Origin of the sequence: Pseudomonas sp. MBLB4136 (assembly GCF_051904765.1) — a bacterium.
GTDB lineage: Bacteria > Pseudomonadota > Gammaproteobacteria > Pseudomonadales > Pseudomonadaceae > Aquipseudomonas.
The window spans coordinates 1,537,038-1,554,562 of record NZ_CP196713.1; the positions used below are offsets into that span (position 1 = coordinate 1,537,038).

16 protein-coding genes are annotated in these 17,525 nt (G+C 64.3%); 11 read left to right on the forward strand and 5 right to left on the reverse strand.

Annotation, left to right across the window (positions count from 1 at the left end; all coding sequences use genetic code 11):
- Positions 1-3 precede the first annotated feature (3 nt).
- The 5 genes from fadA (at position 4) to ACSX1D_RS07030 (ending at position 5,120) form a co-directional block, all read left to right on the forward strand.
- A complete protein-coding gene (fadA, locus tag ACSX1D_RS07010; RefSeq protein ID WP_208709226.1) occupies positions 4-1,179 on the forward strand; it encodes an acetyl-CoA C-acyltransferase FadA in 1,176 nt (391 codons plus the stop codon).
- A gap of 78 nt (positions 1,180-1,257) precedes the next feature.
- Positions 1,258-1,494 (forward strand): DUF1653 domain-containing protein, encoded by a 237-nt coding sequence (locus tag ACSX1D_RS07015; RefSeq protein WP_439861572.1) that lies wholly within the window; start codon positions 1,258-1,260, stop codon positions 1,492-1,494.
- Between the two features lie 115 nt (positions 1,495-1,609).
- The gene (topA, locus tag ACSX1D_RS07020) at positions 1,610-4,219 is read left to right on the forward strand and encodes a type I DNA topoisomerase (protein ID WP_439861573.1); all 2,610 of its coding nucleotides are present in this window, start codon (positions 1,610-1,612) and stop codon (positions 4,217-4,219) included.
- Positions 4,220-4,290: 71 nt separating this feature from the next.
- On the forward strand, positions 4,291-4,809 hold the full coding sequence (locus ACSX1D_RS07025; RefSeq protein ID WP_439861574.1) for a DUF6586 family protein: 519 nt from the start codon (positions 4,291-4,293) through the stop codon (positions 4,807-4,809).
- Positions 4,810-4,886: 77 nt separating this feature from the next.
- Positions 4,887-5,120, forward strand: coding sequence for a hypothetical protein (locus ACSX1D_RS07030; RefSeq protein ID WP_208709235.1), 234 nt, complete (start codon positions 4,887-4,889; stop codon positions 5,118-5,120).
- A 113-nt stretch (positions 5,121-5,233) separates the two neighbouring features.
- Here ACSX1D_RS07030 and sulA read toward each other — a convergent pair whose 3' ends face one another.
- Complete coding sequence (gene sulA, locus ACSX1D_RS07035; RefSeq protein WP_439861575.1) at positions 5,234-5,707, reverse strand: SOS-induced cell division inhibitor SulA; 474 nt, start codon at positions 5,705-5,707, stop codon at positions 5,234-5,236.
- 10 nt (positions 5,708-5,717) lie between these two features.
- On the reverse strand, positions 5,718-6,326 hold the full coding sequence (lexA, locus tag ACSX1D_RS07040; protein ID WP_439861576.1) for a transcriptional repressor LexA: 609 nt from the start codon (positions 6,324-6,326) through the stop codon (positions 5,718-5,720).
- A 271-nt stretch (positions 6,327-6,597) separates the two neighbouring features.
- Here lexA and ACSX1D_RS07045 point away from each other — a divergent pair, with 271 nt between their 5' ends.
- Genes ACSX1D_RS07045 through ACSX1D_RS07060 form a run of 4 tightly spaced genes read left to right on the forward strand, consistent with a single transcriptional unit; the run spans position 6,598 to position 9,646 of the window.
- Positions 6,598-7,305: a TetR family transcriptional regulator gene (locus tag ACSX1D_RS07045; protein ID WP_439861577.1), complete on the forward strand. Its 708-nt coding sequence runs from the start codon at positions 6,598-6,600 to the stop codon at positions 7,303-7,305.
- 48 nt (positions 7,306-7,353) lie between these two features.
- A complete protein-coding gene (locus tag ACSX1D_RS07050; protein ID WP_439861578.1) occupies positions 7,354-7,878 on the forward strand; it encodes a L,D-transpeptidase family protein in 525 nt (174 codons plus the stop codon).
- A 21-nt stretch (positions 7,879-7,899) separates the two neighbouring features.
- The gene (nagZ, locus tag ACSX1D_RS07055; RefSeq protein WP_439861579.1) at positions 7,900-8,898 is read left to right on the forward strand and encodes a beta-N-acetylhexosaminidase; all 999 of its coding nucleotides are present in this window, start codon (positions 7,900-7,902) and stop codon (positions 8,896-8,898) included.
- Between the two features lie 10 nt (positions 8,899-8,908).
- Positions 8,909-9,646, forward strand: a complete 738-nt coding sequence (locus ACSX1D_RS07060) for an S-methyl-5'-thioinosine phosphorylase (RefSeq protein WP_439861580.1) — start codon at positions 8,909-8,911, stop codon at positions 9,644-9,646.
- Between the two features lie 57 nt (positions 9,647-9,703).
- Here the strand turns inward: ACSX1D_RS07060 and ACSX1D_RS07065 are convergent, their stop codons facing one another.
- A complete protein-coding gene (locus ACSX1D_RS07065) occupies positions 9,704-10,240 on the reverse strand; it encodes a CsiV family protein (RefSeq protein WP_439861581.1) in 537 nt (178 codons plus the stop codon).
- A 10-nt stretch (positions 10,241-10,250) separates the two neighbouring features.
- The gene (gene mfd, locus ACSX1D_RS07070; protein ID WP_439862277.1) at positions 10,251-13,688 is read right to left on the reverse strand and encodes a transcription-repair coupling factor; all 3,438 of its coding nucleotides are present in this window, start codon (positions 13,686-13,688) and stop codon (positions 10,251-10,253) included.
- A gap of 146 nt (positions 13,689-13,834) precedes the next feature.
- On the opposite strand from mfd, the gene ACSX1D_RS07075 reads away from it, so the two are divergent.
- The gene (locus tag ACSX1D_RS07075) at positions 13,835-15,301 is read left to right on the forward strand and encodes a glyceraldehyde-3-phosphate dehydrogenase (protein WP_439861582.1); all 1,467 of its coding nucleotides are present in this window, start codon (positions 13,835-13,837) and stop codon (positions 15,299-15,301) included.
- A 43-nt stretch (positions 15,302-15,344) separates the two neighbouring features.
- Here the strand turns inward: ACSX1D_RS07075 and ACSX1D_RS07080 are convergent, their stop codons facing one another.
- Positions 15,345-15,914: a chalcone isomerase family protein gene (locus ACSX1D_RS07080; RefSeq protein ID WP_439861583.1), complete on the reverse strand. Its 570-nt coding sequence runs from the start codon at positions 15,912-15,914 to the stop codon at positions 15,345-15,347.
- Positions 15,915-16,187: 273 nt separating this feature from the next.
- Here ACSX1D_RS07080 and ACSX1D_RS07085 point away from each other — a divergent pair, with 273 nt between their 5' ends.
- Complete coding sequence (locus ACSX1D_RS07085; protein ID WP_208709256.1) at positions 16,188-17,525, forward strand: Na(+)-translocating NADH-quinone reductase subunit A; 1,338 nt, start codon at positions 16,188-16,190, stop codon at positions 17,523-17,525.

Genomic DNA, 17,525 nt, shown 5'->3' on the forward strand with positions numbered 1-17,525 from the left:
TTTATGAGCCTGAATCCGAGAGATGCAGTCATTGTCGACTTCGGTCGCACCCCGATGGGGCGTTCCAAGGGTGGCATGCACCGCAACACCCGCGCCGAGACCATGTCGGCCAACCTCATCAGCGGCTTGCTGGCACGCAACACCAAGGTCGATCCGGCCGAAGTGGAAGACGTGATCTGGGGCTGCGTCAACCAGACCCTGGAGCAGGGCTGGAACATCGCGCGCATGGCGTCGTTGATGACTCAGATCCCGCACACCAGCGCCGGGCAGACCGTCAGCCGCCTGTGCGGCTCGTCCATGAGCGCCCTGCACACCGCCGTGCAGGCGATCCAGACCGGCAACGGCGACGTCTTCGTCGTCGGCGGCGTGGAGCACATGGGTCACGTCGGCATGATGCACGGCGTCGACCCGAACCCGCACCTGTCCCTGTACGCCGCCAAGGCGTCGGGCATGATGGGCCTGACCGCGGAAATGCTCGGCAAGATGCACGGCATCGGCCGCGAGCAACAGGACGCCTTCGGTGAGCGCTCGCACCGCCTGGCACACAAGGCCACCGTCGAAGGCAAGTTCAAGGATGAAATCATCCCGATGCAGGGCTACGACGAGAACGGCTTCCTCAAGGTGTTCGACTACGACGAAACCATTCGTCCGGAGACCACCTTGGAGAGCCTGGCGAGCCTCAAGCCGGCATTCAATCCGAAAGGCGGCACCGTGACCGCGGGGACGTCCTCGCAGATCACCGACGGTGCCTCCTGCATGATCGTGATGTCGGCGCAGCGTGCCCAGGACCTGGGTATCCAGCCGATGGCCGTGGTTCGCGCCATGGCCGTGGCCGGTGTCGATCCGGCGATCATGGGTTACGGTCCGGTGCCGTCCACCCAGAAGGCGCTCAAGCGCGCCGGTCTGAGCATGGCCGACATCGATTTCGTCGAGCTCAACGAAGCCTTCGCCGCCCAGGCCCTGCCGGTGCTGAAGGACCTCAAGCTGCTCGACAAGATGGAAGAGAAGGTCAACCTGCACGGTGGCGCCATTGCCCTGGGGCACCCGTTCGGTTGTTCCGGTGCGCGTATCTCCGGTACCCTGCTGAACGTCATGAAGCAGAACGGTGGTACCTTGGGCGTGTCCACCATGTGTGTGGGCCTCGGCCAGGGCATCACCACCGTATTCGAACGCATCTAAGCGTTGGCGGATAGAAAACCGGGGCCTAGTGCCCCGGTTTTTGTTTGTCGACGATAAGTTTTTTCAAGGAATTCTGCGATGCAGTTACAGGCGGGAATCTATCGTCATTATAAGGGGCCCGAATACCGGGTGTTCGGGGTCGCCCGACACTCGGAGACCGAGCAGCAGATGGTGGTCTACCAGGCGCTGTACGGCGATTACGGGTTGTGGGTGCGGCCGCTGGAGATGTTCCGCGAGGACGTGGTGGTCAAGGGGGAAACGGTTCCGCGTTTTGCCCTGGTGCGGGCCGAAACGCCGTCAATCGGCGTGGTCTGAGCCAATCTCGCGGCACGCCTGCGCTTGACCTCACCTTTAGCGCCACTATATATAGCGGTGCCGCGTCGGGCGCCTGCCGCCCTTCAATATTAAGAATTCAGGAATTTTCTGATCCATGGGTAAATCGCTGGTCATCGTGGAATCCCCGGCCAAGGCCAAGACCATCAACAAGTACTTGGGTAGCCAGTACGTGGTGAAGTCGAGCATCGGCCACATCCGTGACCTGCCTACCAGTGGCTCGGCGAGTGCCGCCAAAGAGCCGGCCAAACGTGGCAAGGCAGCGGCCGGCGAGGTGCCGGCCCTGTCGCCCAAGGAGAAGGCCAAGCGCCAGCTGTTCGCGCGCATGGGGGTCGACCCCGAACAGGGCTGGAAAGCCAAGTACGAGATTCTGCCGGGCAAGGAGAAGGTCGTCGAAGAACTGCGGCGCCTGGCCAAGGAAGCCGACACCATCTACCTCGCGACCGACTTGGATCGCGAGGGGGAAGCCATCGCCTGGCACCTGCGCGAGTCCATCGGCGGCGATGACAGCCGCTACAAGCGCGTGGTGTTCAACGAGATCACTAAGAAGGCGATTCAGGAAGCGTTTTCCCAGCCGGGCGAGCTCGACATCAATCGGGTCAATGCCCAGCAGGCGCGGCGCTTTCTCGATCGCGTGGTCGGCTATATGGTCTCGCCGCTGCTGTGGGCGAAGATCGCTCGTGGCCTGTCCGCCGGCCGTGTGCAGTCGGTGGCGGTGAAGCTGGTGGTCGAGCGGGAGAAGGAGATCCGTGCCTTTGTCCCGGAAGAGTACTGGGAAGTGCACGCCGACCTCGGCACCGGCAAGGGCGCCACCGTGCGCTTCGAGGTGGCCCGCGAGAACGGCTCCGCCTTCAAGCCGCTGAACGAAGCGCAGGCCATGGCCGCCCTGGCGACGCTGAAAGCCTCCAGTTACAGCATCGCCAAGCGCGAAGACAAGCCCACCAGCAGCAAGCCATCGGCGCCCTTCATTACCTCCACTCTGCAGCAGGCCGCTAGCAACCGCCTGGGCTTCGGGGTGAAGAAGACCATGATGATGGCCCAGCGTCTCTATGAGGCCGGCTATATCACCTACATGCGTACCGACTCGACCAACCTCTCGGCGGATGCCGTGAGCATGGTGCGTGACTTCATCGAGAATGAGTACGGGCAGAAGTACCTGCCGGCCAAGGCCAACGTCTACAGCAGCAAGGAAGGCGCCCAAGAGGCTCACGAGGCGATTCGCCCCTCCGACGTCAACCTCAAACCGACCCAGTTGTCCGGTATGGAGCGCGACGCCGAGCGTCTCTATGAGCTGATCTGGCGTCAGTTCGTCGCCTGCCAGATGCCGCCGGCCGAGTACCTGTCGACCACGGTCACCGTGACCGCGGCCCAGTTCGAGCTGCGTGCCAAGGGCCGTATCCTCAAGTTCGACGGCTATACCCGCGCGTTGCCGCAGCAAAGCAAGCCGGGTGATGACGACGTGCTGCCGGAGATGAGCGAAGGCGAAGTGCTCAATTTGCTCAAGCTCGACCCCAGCCAGCATTTCACCAAGCCGCCGCCGCGCTACTCCGAGGCCAGCCTGGTCAAGGAGATGGAGAAGCGCGGGATCGGTCGGCCTTCGACCTATGCGGCGATCATCTCGACCATTCAGGACCGCGGCTACGTCGCCCTGCATAACCGCCGTTTCTATTCCGAGAAGATGGGCGAGATCGTTACCGAGCGCCTGTCCGAGAGCTTCGCCAACCTGATGGACTACGGCTTTACCGCCGGCATGGAGGAGCACCTGGACGATGTCGCCCAGGGCGAGCGCGAGTGGAAGCACCTGCTCGACGAATTCTATGGCGACTTCAAGGGCAAGCTCGAGGTGGCCGAGGCCGGCGAGAACGGCATGCGCGCCAACCTGCCGACGCCGACCGACATCGCCTGCCGCGAATGCGGCCGGCCGATGATGATTCGTACAGCCTCCACCGGGGTGTTCCTCGGTTGCTCCGGCTACAGCCTGCCGCCGAAGGAGCGCTGCAAGTCGACCATCAACCTGATCCCGGGGGACGAGATCGCCGCGGACGACGAGGGCGAGTCGGAGTCTCTGGTATTGCTGGGCAAGCACCGCTGTCAGAAATGCGGTACCGCCATGGATGCCTACCTGCTGGACGAGACACGCAAGCTGCATGTGTGCGGCAACAACCCGGACTGCTCCGGCTATGAGGTCGAGCAGGGCCAATACCGCATCAAGGGTTACGAGGGGCCGAGCCTGGAGTGCGACAAGTGCGGCAGCCAGATGCAACTCAAGACCGGCCGTTTCGGCAAGTTCTTCGGCTGTACCAACAGCGAGTGCAAGAACACCCGCAAGCTGCTCAAGAGCGGTGAGCCGGCGCCGCCGAAGATGGACGCGGTGAAGATGCCGGAGCTCAAGTGCGAAAAGGTCAACGACACCTACGTGTTGCGTGACGGCGCATCCGGCCTGTTCCTCGCCGCCAGCCAGTTCCCGAAGAACCGCGAGACCCGCGCGCCATTGGTGCTGGAGCTGCTGCCGCACAAGGACGAGATCGATCCCAAGTATCACTTCCTCCTCGAGGCCCCCGCCAAGGACCCCGAGGGCCGCCCGGCGGTGATTCGCTACAGTCGCAAGACCAAGGAGCAGTACGTGCAGTCCGAGGTCGAGGGCAAGCCCAGCGGCTGGCGGGCGTTCTATGATGGCGGCAAGTGGAAGGTCGAAGACAAGCGCTAACCCCGCAGATCGCGCGCCCGTCCTGAACGGGCGCGCGTATAGTGATTTGATCCGCAGAGGAGGGTGCTGCCATGGCCAATGAACTCTATACCCGCACCAATCAGAAGATTTTCTATGCCGGCCTGGCGCTGGAGTCCTGGCGCAAGGCGGAAGAGGGGCGGGCGATGAACGCCCAGGGCCTGATCCAGGCCGAGCGCGAGGCCGCCCTGTTTCACCTGTACGGGGCGCTGCTCGGGTTATGCCATGAAATAGCCGGCTACTACCGCTTGCCGGAACGCGACGCGCCGCGCGCCGAGCAATTGTTGAGCAGGGCGTCGCTGGAGGCGGCACCGAGTCCCGAGTTGGCCGAGCTGGTGGAGCTTGCGCAGAAGCCGGAGACCTGGCTGGCGCAGCTGTTGCAGGCCTATGCCGAGCTGTTTCTGCCGCCCCGGGAGGAAAGGAAGGCCAAGGCCGACGTACTCACGCCCTTGATCGAGGCGGTCAGCCTGGATCAGGAGGTGGCACCCTTGTCGCGGGAGACCTTGGAGGCGTGGCGGCAGCAGCTAAAGGCGCTGGCGCAGCGTTTTCGCGAGTCGCTCACCGAGTGGTGAATCGGCTCGGGATGGGCGGGCTAGGGTGAAGCCTGGTCGGCTGTTACAATGACGGCCTTTCGTGGAGAGTCGAACCAATGCCTACATCCTTCCTGGAAATTGTCGAGTTGCCCGATGGGCGCATAGCCCTGCGTCGCGCTGAGGATGAGGAGGCGCTGGTGGTGCTGGATTTCTCTTCCGATGCCAAGGCCTTCCTGCAAGGCCAGCATATCGAAGTCGCCAAGGCCATGCTGAACGTCGGCGTGCAGATGGCTGGGCGGCTGGCCGAGGGCGACTTTCAGCATGAGGAGCAGGCGCGCGTCCTGCATTGAGCGGGTAGCGCCGGGTCGACGCAAATGTCGACCGTCAGGTTGGTTCCGTTGGTCTCTTCAATCCCTTCTTGACCGGCATGCCCCATGCGCGGTTTGCGCGCCACTTCGCTGGCCTAACCCAGGCTGATATTCAGGCTCTGCGCCTGTCCCTGGCGTGCGGCTTGTTCCAAGCGTTGCCGAGCGGCGTGCCCGAGTGGGTGCAACCAGCTGATTACGGTATGACTGCGTCCCAGCCTCAATGCTTCCTCGGCCAATTGCAGGGGGCTCTGCCGCTCGCCCGGCTGCAGCAGCAGGATGCGTTCGCGGTTCAGGCCCGCATCGCGTAACCAGTTGGCGGTCAGCGATGCCGGCGGCGCAATCAGGGTTAGCCAGCGCGCGTCACTGGTTTCGCTCAGCTCGCGGAGGATAGGCGCGAGCAAACTCAGGCAGTGCCCGGCAGCGCCGCGCAGAGACAGCTCGCTGAACGCCTCTGGCTCATCCAGCCAGGGCGACTGTGCGGCTTCGGCCATGAGCGCGGGTGCTGGCGAGGCCAGGAATGCATCGAACAGCGGCAGTTGCGTGCGGTTCAGCGGCTGCGGGGACTGCATAGATCCTCCTTTATCGGCGAATGACGCCGACGCTCAGGCCTTCGATAACCAGATCCTGTTCTTCCAGGTTCACCTCGATTGGCGCGAACTCTGGATTCTCGGCGAGCAGCCAGACCTTGTTGCCGTCACGCTTGAAGCGTTTGACCGTTACCTCGTCATCGATGCGGGCCACCACCACTTGCCCGTTGTGCGCTTCCCGGGTGGTGTGCACGGCAAGCAGGTCGCCATCGAAGATGCCGATGTCCTTCATACTCATGCCGCGCACGCGCAACAGGTAGTCGGCGCGAGGGTGGAAGAACTCCGGGTTGATACGGCAGGATTCTTCCACGTGCTGCTGCGCCAGAACTGGCGCGCCGGCAGCTACGCGGCCGATAACCGGCAGGCCTTCTTCCTCGTTGCTCGGTTCGAAGCCGGGAATGCGAATGCCGCGAGAGGCACCTGGAGTCATCTCAATGGCACCCTTGCGGGCCAGGGCCTTCAAGTGTTCTTCAGCTGCATTGGGTGACTTGAAGCCAAGCGCTTGGGCGATCTCAGCCCGTGTCGGTGGGTAGCCGTTATCTTCCAGGCACTGCTTGATGAAGGCGAGAATCTCTGTTTGACGCGGCGTGAGCTTAAGCATGGTTGGGCTCTGTTTTTATATACAGTGACTGGGATTATATACAGTGAAGGCTGCTTGGCAATCCACCTTTTGCTGCGTCCTGGCCGGTTTTCCCCTTGCACTTTGTTGGTGGCTGCGTGTTACTTGGCCGGCTTTGCGCGCGTCTTGCTCTGCTGCGCTCGCTCACAACTGTGAAATTGTGACTGGTCAGCCGAAAGACGTCTGACGCGGCTTGACAAGAAGCAGGGCTGAAACGTATGTTTCAAACAAGTGTTTGTCAGGTGTAAAGGTCATGGCTCAATCGGAAACCGTTGAACGCATCCTCGATGCTGCGGAGCAGCTGTTCGCGGAGAAGGGGTTCGCCGAGACTTCCCTGCGGTTGATCACCAGCAAGGCCGGGGTCAACCTGGCAGCGGTGAATTACCATTTCGGTTCGAAGAAGGCGCTGATCCAGGCGGTCTTCTCGCGCTTTCTCGGGCCGTTCTGCGCCAGTCTCGAGCGTGAGCTCGACCGCCGCCAGGCCAAGCCTGAGGGCAAGGCCAGTCTCGAGGAACTGCTCGAGTTACTGGTCGAGCAGGCCCTGGCGGTGAAGCCGCGCAGTGGCAACGACCTGTCGATCTTCATGCGCCTGCTGGGCTTGGCCTTCAGTCAGAGCCAGGGCCACCTGCGCAAGTACTTGGAAGAGGTCTACGGCAAGGTTTTCCGGCGCTACATGCTGCTGGTGCATGAGGCGGCGCCACGTATTCCGCCGCTGGAGCTGTTCTGGCGAGTGCACTTCATGTTGGGTGCCGCGGCGTTCAGCATGTCCGGGATCAAGGCCCTGCGGGCCATGGCCGAGACCGATTTCGGGGTCAATACCTCGATTGAGCAGGTGATGCGCCTGATGGTGCCGTTTCTGGCGGCGGGCATGCGGGCGGAGTCCGGTCTGGCCGATGAAGCGCTGGCGGCTGCCCAGCACAGGGCGCGCGTCAAGAGCCCGGTCGTCTCCGCCAAGGTGTAACGGTGAGCGGGTGGGCTTGGCGGGCATGATCCGCTAAGCTAGCCGCCCATGCGCGATCTCGACCTTCTGCATATTTCGCTTGCTGATCAGTGCCTGTACGGCTTCGTCGACGGGCAGTTGCTGCTGCGCCTGCCGGTTTCCACGGCGCTCAATGGTCCCGGTGAGCTCAATGGCTCCGGCTGTACGCCGCGGGGCTTGCATCGAGTGCGGGCGAAGATCGGTGAGGGGCTGCCGGTTGGCGCGGTGCTGCGCGGGCGGCGCTGGACCGGCGAGCAGTGGTCTGCCGAACTGGCCACGCAGTTTCCCGAGCGGGACTGGATCCTTTCGCGGATTCTCTGGCTTAGCGGCTGCGAGCCGGGACGCAACCGGCTCGGCAACGTGGACACCTTTCGCCGCTACATCTACCTGCACGGTACCCCGGACACCGAGCCGATGGGGGAGCCGCGCTCCCATGGCTGCATACGCCTGCGCAATGAAGATCTGATCGCCCTGTTCCCCCGTGTTCCCCTGAAGTGCGCAGTGCGCATCGAAGAAGCGTCCTGCCCGGGCTGGGCAGCGATGCCCCTCAATTAAGGATTTCGAGTGAGTTCAAGCATGCAAGGTTCGCTGATGCTGGATATCGACGGTACCTGGCTGACCGCCGAGGACCGCCGGTTGCTGAGGCAGCCGGAGGTGGGTGGGTTGATTCTGTTCGCACGCAATATCGAGGACCCGCGGCAGGTGCGCGAGCTGTGCGCGGCGATTCGCGCCGTGCGCCCCGAACTGCTGCTGGCCGTGGATCAGGAAGGTGGCCGTGTGCAGCGTCTGCGCAATGGTTTCGTGCGCCTGCCGGCCATGCGCGCGGTGGCGGACAATCAGAATGCCGAGGCGCTGGCCGAGTACTGCGGCTGGATCATGGCCACCGAGGTGTTGGCGGCCGGTTTGGACCTGAGTTTCGCTCCGGTGCTGGACCTCGACCACCAGCGCAGCGCGGTGGTCGGCAGTCGCGCCTTCGAGGGCGATGCGCAGCGGGCAGCGGTGCTGGCCGGGGCCTTCATTCGAGGCATGGGCGCGGCAGGGATGGCGGCCACCGGCAAGCATTTTCCCGGCCATGGCTGGGCCGAGGCCGACTCCCATGTGGCCATACCGGTGGACGAGCGCAGCTTGGAACAGATTCGCGCCAGCGACCTGCAGCCGTTTGTGCGGCTCAGCGGTGAGCTGGCCGCGGTGATGCCGGCCCACGTCATCTATTCCCAGGTCGACAGTCAGCCCGCGGGTTTCTCGCGCCGTTGGCTGCAGGAAATCCTGCGCGGCGAGCTGGGGTTCACCGGGGTGATCTTCAGCGATGACCTGTCCATGGCCGGCGCTCATGTGGCCGGCGACGCCGCCGGGCGCATCGAGGCGGCCCTCACGGCGGGTTGTGACATGGGCCTGGTGTGCAATGATCGTGCGGCGGCGGAGTTGGCCCTGAGTGCCTTGCAGTGCCTCAAGGTCAGTGTGCCGGCTGGCTTAGCCAAGATGCGCCGTCGGGCTTTTCCAGGCGTCGAGTATCGACAGGATCCGCGTTGGCTGCACGCCATGACTGCCCTGCGCGCCGCCCAACTGATTGATTGAGGAACGTTTGATGACTGTTTACGCCATTATCGGTGGTACCGGCCTGACCCAGCTGGAGGGCCTGACCATCAATTCGGCCTTGAATCTCGAATCGCCCTACGGTCCGCCTTCGGCGCCGGTGCTGCGCGGCGACTACGCCGGGCGCGAGGTGCTGTTCCTCGCGCGGCATGGCCACCCGCACCGTATTCCGCCGCATCAGGTGAACTACCGCGCCAATCTCTGGGCGCTGAAAGAGGCCGGCGCCCAGGCAGTCATCGCGGTGAACGCCGTGGGCGGCATCCATGCGGCCATGGGCACCGGGCATTTCTGCGTGCCGCACCAGATCATCGACTACACCTCGGGGCGCGCGCACACCTTCTACGAAGGCGAGCTGGAACATGTCACCCATGTCGATTTCAGCCACCCCTACGACGGGGCGTTGCGCGACAAGCTGTGTGCCGCCCTGGCGGCCGAAGGCTGCGCCTTCAGCGGCCATGGCGTCTATGGCTGTACCCAGGGGCCGCGACTGGAGACGGTGGCGGAGATCGCCCGGCTGGAGCGCGACGGCTGCGATATCGTCGGCATGACCGGGATGCCCGAAGCGGTGCTGGCGCGTGAGCTGTCGCTGCCCTATGCCTGTCTGTCGCTGGTGGTCAACCCGGCGGCCGGCAAGTCCACGGCCTTGATCACCATGGCGGAGATCGAGCGTGCGCTGGATGAGGGGATGGGCCAGGTCAAGGCGGTGCTGGCGCGCGTGCTGGCCGGGTAAACCGGCGACTGGATGAAATAAGGGCCGCATCGCGCGGCCCTTTTTCGTGGTATCGAGTTACAGCGGCTTGACGCGAATCAGCAGCCCCAGGCTGCCATGGTCCAGGTAGGTCAGTTCACCGCTCTTCAGGCGGCTGTCCTGCTTGAGGCGCTCGCTGCCCTGCAGCAGGCCGCTGGCGTCGAACTGGTTGACCCAGAGGTCGGCCTCGACGTCGATGAAGCGCGCCAGCCTGAGACTCAGGGTGCCCTCCACGGGAAAGTGACCGAACTGCTCGCCGCCGCTGCTCAGTGCCACGCGGCTGGGGGAGCCGGACAGGCTCTGCGACCAGGCCTTGTGCAGCAGCACCTGGTAGCCGTTGGCGGCGGTGAGCTTGGCGGCTTCGCTGTTCAGCGCGGTGCCGCGCTCGCTGCCCAGGTCAATGGAGGGAGCGCCCTGGGCCCAGTCGTCCGGCGCCGGCTGGCTGGCCGGGACCGGCTCGCCGGCCTGGCGGAAGACGATGACCTCGACCTGAAAAAGGCCGTCGGCGACAGCCGGCGTGGCGAGCAGCATGAGCAGGGTGAGCGGCAGCAGGGCCAGGGTGCGGAATGCGCGCATGGTTGAGTCCTTAAGCGGCGGGGATCAGGCGCTCGAAGAGCGCTTCCAGGGTATTGAATCGTTGCTCCGGGCGCTCCATCGGCACCTGGAACTTGAACAGGGTGGCACCTTCGAACTTGTAACGATTGGGCTGGCTCTGGATCAGCTTGATCAAGGTCAGCGGATCGACACAGGTATCGGCGGCGAACTCGACGCGCCCGCCCTGGGGGCCGGCATCGACCTTCTTGATGCCCAGGCGTTCGGCCTGCAGTTTCAGCAGGGTCAGGCGCACCAGGTTTTTGGTCGGCTCGGGGAGCAGGCCGAAACGGTCGATCATCTCCACCTGCAACTCCTTCAGGCCGTCCTCGTCGGTAGCCGAGGCGATGCGCTTGTAGAGAATCAGGCGCGCGTGCACATCCGGCAGGTAGTCCTCGGGGATCAGCGCCGGCAGCCGCAGGTTGATTTCCGGGCCGCCGCCCAGGGGCTGCTCGAGGTTCGGTTGCTCGCCCTTGCGGATCGCCTTCACCGCGCGCTCGAGCATCTCCATGTAGAGGGTGAAGCCGACGGCCTGGATCTGCCCGCTCTGGCCGTCGCCGAGCAGTTCGCCGGCGCCGCGGATTTCCAGGTCGTGGGTGGCGAGAACGAAGCCGGCGCCCAGGTCCTGGGCATTGGCGATGGCCTCCAGGCGCTTCTGTGCGTCGTCGGTGACCTGTTTGCGTGGCGGCGTCAGCAGGTAGGCGTAGGCCTGGTGGTGGCTGCGGCCGACGCGGCCGCGCAACTGGTGCAGCTGGGCCAGGCCGAACTTGTCGGCGCGCTCGATGATGATGGTGTTGGCGCTCGGCACGTCGATGCCGGTCTCGATGATGGTCGAGGCGATCAGCACGTTGAAGCGCTTGTGATAGAAGTCGCTCATCACCTGCTCCAGGTCGCGCTCGCGCATCTGCCCGTGGCCGATGCCGATGCGCGCCTCCGGGACCAGGGCGGCCAGGTCGGCAGCGCACTTCTCGATGGTCTTCACGTCGTTGTGCAGGTAGTAGACCTGGCCGCCGCGCAGCAGCTCGCGCAGCAGGGCTTCCTTGATCACGCCGTTCTGCTGCTCCATGACGAAGGTGCGCACCGACAGGCGGCGTGCCGGCGGCGTGGCGATGATCGACAGGTCGCGCATGCCCGCCACGGCCATGTTCAGGGTGCGCGGAATCGGCGTGGCGGTCAGGGTGAGGATGTCTACCTCGCTGCGCAGGGCCTTGAGCTGCTCCTTCTGGCGCACGCCGAAACGGTGCTCCTCGTCGATGATCACCAGACCCAGGTTGTTGAACTTGACGTCGTCCTGCAGCAGCTTGTGGGTGCCGATGACGATGTCCACCTTGCCCTCGGCCAGCTGCTGCATGGCCTCGCCGACCTCCTTGGCGCTCTTGAAGCGGCTCATCACCTCGACCTTGACCGGCCAGTCGGCGAAGCGGTCGCGGAAGCTGTTGTAGTGCTGCTGGGCGAGCAGAGTGGTGGGCACCAGCACGGCTACCTGGCGGCCGCTGTGCACGGCGATAAAGGCGGCGCGCATGGCCACTTCGGTCTTGCCGAAGCCGACGTCGCCGCAGACCAGGCGGTCCATCGGCTTGGCCGCCAGCATGTCCTCGCGCACCGCGTCGATGGCGGCCTGCTGGTCGGGGGTCTCCTCGAAGGGGAAGCCGGCGCTGAAGGTGGCGTAGTCGAGCTGCGGGTCGGCGAACGCATAGCCCTCGCGGGCGGCCCGCCGGGCGTAGATGTCGAGCAGCTCGGCGGCGACATCGCGCACCTGTTCGGCAGCCTTGCGCTTGGCCTTCTGCCAGGTTTCCGAGCCCAGGCGGTGCAGCGGCGCCAGGGCGTCGTCGCTGCCGGTGTAGCGGGCGATCAGGTGCAGGCTGGCCACCGGCACGTAGAGCTTGGCCTCCTCGGCATACTGCAGGGCGAGGAACTCGGCGCTCTGGCCGTCGATTTCCAGGGTGATCAGGCCTTGGTAGCGGCCGACACCGTGGTCGATATGCACCACCGGCGCGCCTTCGCGCAGCTCGGTGAGGTTCTTGATCACGTTGTCGCCGCCGTCGCGGGTCTTCTCGCGGCGGCGGCGCTGCATCACCCGCTGGCCGAACAGCGGGCTCTCGGCGATCAGCGCCAGCTCGTCGAGCAGCAGGCCCTCGTCGAGCGGCGCGATGCAGATGGCCAGGCGTTCGCCGCTGGTGCTGAACTCGTCCCAGCCCTCGACTTCCCGCGGCTTGAGCTTGAGGCGGGCGAGCAGTTCCAGCAGCACCTCGCGGCGCCCCGCCGATTCGGCGCAGAAGAGGATGCGTCCTGGGTGCGTCTCGATGAAGCGGCGCAGCGCGGCCAGCGGCTCGTTGGCCTTGGCCTCGATGGCCAGGTCCGGCAGGGGCTGGGCGTTGAAGCGCTGGCGGCCGACGCCCGGTTCGATGTCTTCCTGGCTGATCACCACCCGCGGCCAGTTCTTCAGGCGGGCGAAGCAGTCTTCCACCGGCAGGAAGATGTCGGCTGGCGGCAGCAGCGGGCGCTCGGGGTCGACGCGGCGCTCCTCGTAGCGACTGCGCGCGTCGGACCAGAAATGCTCGGCGGCCTTCTCCACCCCCGGCAGGGAAAACACCTGGGTGTCCGCGGGCAGGTAGTCGAACAGGGTCGCGGTTTCCTCGAAGAACAGCGGCAGGTAGTACTCGATGCCGGCCGGGGTGATGCCGGTGGCCAGGTCCTGATAGATCGGGCAGCGGCGGAAGTCGACGTCGAAGCGTTCGCGAAAGCGCCCGCGGAAATCGGTGACGGCCTTCTTCTCCAGGGGAAATTCCCGTGCTGGCAACAGCTTGATCGACTCCACCTTGTCGATCGAGCGCTGGGTCTCCGGATCGAAGGTGCGCAGGGTCTCGATCTCGTCGTCGAACAGATCGATGCGGTATGGCTGCTCGCTGCCCATCGGGAACAGGTCGATCAACGCGCCGCGCACGGCGAACTCGCCGTGCTCGTACACGGTGTCGACGCAGCGGTAGCCCGCTGCCTCCAGGCGCAGGCGCATCTCTTCGACGTCGAGCTTCTGGCCGACATCCAGTACCAGGCTGCTGCCTAGCAGGAAGCGGGTCGGTGCCAGGCGGTGTAGGGCGGTGGTGATCGGCACTACCAGCACGCCGTGCTTGAGCTCCGGCAGGCGGTAGAGCGCGGCGATACGCTGGGAAATGATGTCCTGGTGCGGCGAAAACAGATCGTAGGGCAGGGTTTCCCAGTCGGGGAAATGCAGCACCGGCAGCGACGGCGCGAAGAAGGCCAGCTCCTGCTCCAGGCGCTCGGCGCTCTGGCTGTCGGCGGTCAGTAGCAGGGTGAAGCGCTGGACGGCGCTGGCCGCCTCGGCAACGGCTAGGCTCAGGGCGGCGCCGGGCAGGTTGCCCCAGTGTTGTTTCCCGGCAGTGGCGGGCAGGGGCGGCAGGCGCAGTACGGACACGGTCGGTAAAGGCACGGGCGGCTCACGGTCGTGGTACAAGGCCGGCGATTGTAGCGGGCGAGGGCGCAAGCTGTCAGTTGCGACAGCTGCGCATTGCTCATGCATGCGCGCGCCGTCATAATGTAGCCCCTTTTTTCAGCCCCTACATGTGGAAGGTACTGCCCGTGACTCAGAAGCCCGACCAGTGTCTCGGTGAGTGGATCGATCGAGAAGCCCTTGCGGAAGCGATGATTCCGATGATTGGCCAACTCTATCGCAACAACAACGTGGTCACCTCGATCTACGGTCGTAGCCTGATCAACCGCTCCGTCATCCAGATTCTCAAGGCCCACCGCTATGCGCGTCATCGCCTGGATGGCGATGCCGAGCTGTCGGTGCACGACACGTTCCCGATGCTCAAGACCATGAGCGAGCTCAAGTTGGGCGCCGCCTCGGTGGACCTGGGGCGGATGATGGCCAAGTTCCTCCAGGAGGCCAACGGCCGCAGCATCGAGGAGTTCGTGCGCGATGAGCTGGCGCCGGTTGCCGGCCAGCAGAATGCCGTGGCACGCAAGGGTACTGACGTGGTGCTCTACGGCTTCGGCCGTATCGGCCGCTTGCTGGCGCGCATCCTGATCGAGAAGATCGGTGGTGGCGACGGCCTGCGCCTGCGCGCCATCGTCGTGCGCAAGGGCGCGGACAACGACCTGGTCAAGCGCGCCAGCCTGCTGCGCCGCGACTCCGTGCATGGGCCGTTCGATGGCACCATCACCATCGACGAGGAAAACAACACCCTGACCGCCAACGGCAACCTGATCCAGATCATCTACTCCAACGATCCGGCGTCCATCGACTACACCCAGTACGGCATCCAGGATGCCCTGCTGGTTGATAACACCGGCAAGTGGCGTGACGCCGAAGGCCTGGGCCAGCACCTCAAGTGCCCGGGTATCGACCGCGTGGTGCTCACCGCGCCGGGCAAGGGTGCGCTGAAGAACATCGTGCATGGCATCAACCATGCCGAGATCACCGCCGACGACAAGATCGTCTCCGCCGCCTCCTGCACCACCAACGCCATCGTGCCGGTGCTCAAGGCGATGAACGACAAGTACGGCATCGTCAACGGCCATGTCGAAACCGTGCACTCCTACACCAACGACCAGAACCTGATCGACAACTTCCACAAGGGCAGTCGTCGTGGTCGCAGCGCGGCGCTGAACATGGTGATCACCGAAACCGGCGCGGCTACCGCGGCGGCCAAGGCCTTGCCGGTGCTCAAGGGCAAGTTGACCGGCAACGCGATTCGCGTGCCGACGCCCAACGTGTCGATGGCGATCCTCAATCTCAATCTGGAGAAGTCGGTCAGTCGCGAAGACGTCAATGAGTACCTGCGCTACATGGCGCTGCACTCGGACCTGCACAAGCAGATCGATTTCGTCAATTCCCAGGAAGTGGTGTCGACCGATTTCGTCGGTTCGCGCCATGCCGGGGTAGTGGATGCCGATGCGACCATCGCCAATGACAACCGGGTCGTGCTGTATGTGTGGTACGACAACGAGTTCGGCTACAGCTGCCAGGTGGTCCGCGTGATGGAAGACATGGTTGGGGTCAACCCGCCGGCCTTCCCGGGCTAAGCCCTAGGCGGTCACACGAAACGGGAGCTACGGCTCCCGTTTTTTATTGCGGCGATTCTGCCAGCAGGTTGTCGCGCAGGCGCGCCGACAGGCCGTCGGGCGCCAGCCAGATACCCAGATAGGCGTTGGCCAGTTCGCTGTTGCGGCTGAAGAAGGCGGTCTCGCCGTTGCGCTCCAGGCTCAGGCCGCTGCCGGCGGCATAGTTGAGGGCGTAGCGATCGCCGGGGCGGATGTCGCGAAAGCTGGCGTGCAGCGCATCCAGTTCCTCGCGCAGGCGTCCGAGGGTGGCGGTGTCGCGCTGTCTGCGCAGCGTGACCCAGGCGGCCTCTATCACGTCTTCGCGGTCGATATCGCGGAAGTAGTACAGCTCCAGGCGTTTGCTGTGCCGTGCGTCGAGCGCCTGGCGTACGCTCACCTGGGGAGCGGCATAGAGCGCGGCGGCGTAGACATCCGCCCACAGGTAGCGGAGCACGCTCTGGTTCTTCAGTTCCAGGTCGACCTGATCGAGCAGATACAGTCTTGAAAAGTTCGCCTCGCGCAGGCGCTCGTCGCTGCCGGCCTGCAGGGGGGAGTTCAAGAGGAAAAACGTGACTAGTGCAAGTATTCGGGTCATGGTGAGTTCCGTATTCGGACAATGGTTCTATTTCACCCCTCGGGGCGCTTGCGTCAAGTTGTCGCTGCTCCGCCTACTTGACTGAAAACTTAAAAAAAGCAAGCGCTTGGGTGGTCAGTCGGTGGGCGCGAATCTATAATCGAACGGATTTTTTACCCGCGTTCGACACTCCTGTTCTCTCCGATTGCTGGCTCAGCCTGGTTTTCGAAATGAGCCGCGCAGGATGTCGGTCGTATTCAAAAAAAGCTTATAAATCAGTGGTTAGGCAAACCTATGATCAAGATAAAAAATGGGCTTGATTTGCCCATAACAGGCGCGCCGGCGCAACGCATAGAGGCCGCCAGGCCGGTGCGTAGCGTCGCCGTCATAGGCTTCGATTATCACGGTATGAAGCCTACGATGGAGGTTCAGGTCGGTGATCGGGTCAAGCTCGGTCAGGTGCTGTTCTCCGACAAGAAGACTCCGGGGGTTACCTATACCGCACCGGGCACCGGCGTGGTCAGCGCGATTCATCGCGGCGAGAAGCGTGTGCTGCAGTCGGTGGTGATCGACCTCGACGGCGACGAGCAGCTGAGCTTCGCCCAGTATCCGGCCACCCAGCTGGACAGCCTGAGCGATGCCCAGGTGCGCGAGAACCTGCAGCAGTCCGGCCTTTGGACCGCACTGCGTAGCCGTCCGTTCAGCAAGGTGCCGGCTGTAGATGCGGTGCCCAGCTCGATCTTCGTCACCGCCATCGACACGCATCCACTGGCGGCCGATCCGACCGTGGTGATCGGCGAGTACGCCAGCGACTTCGAGAACGGTCTCAAGGTACTGAGCCGCCTGGGCAAGGTGTTCCTGTGCAAGGCCGAGGGCACGAGCCTTCCGGGCGAGCAGCAGGCCAATGTGCAGGCCGCCGCTTTCTCCGGTCCGCACCCGGCCGGTCTGCCCGGCACCCATATCCACTTCCTCGATCCGGTCAACGCCAGCAAGAGCGTCTGGTCGATCAACTACCAGGACGTGATCGCGGTTGGCAAGCTGTTCACCAGCGGCCAGCTGTGGGTCGAGCGCGTGGTCGCCCTGGCCGGCCCAGTGGTCGAACAGCCGCGTCTGCTGCGCACCCGCCTGGGCGCCAACCTGGAAGAGCTGACCGCAGGTCAGCTGCAGTCCGGCTACAACCGGGTGATTTCCGGTTCGGTGTTGGGTGGTCGTACCGCCCAGGGCGCATTTGCCTTCCTGGGTCGCTACCACCTGCAGGTGTCGTGCCTGGCCGAAGGGGCCGATCGTGAGCTGATGCACTACCTGCGTGCCGGGGTGAACAAGCATTCGGTGCTGAATATCTTCGTCTCCAAGCTGATGGGCGCGAAGAAGTTCCCCTTCTCCACCACCACCAACGGCAGCCCTCGGGCGATGGTGCCGGTGGGCAACTACGAAGCGGTGATGCCGCTGGACATCCTGCCAACCCAACTGCTGCGCTACCTGATCGTCGGCGACACCGAGATGGCCCAGAAACTGGGTTGTCTGGAACTCGACGAAGAAGACCTGGCGCTGTGCACCTACGTGTGCGCCGGCAAGTATGAATACGGCCCGATCCTGCGGGATAACCTCGCCCGTATCGAGAAGGAGGGTTAA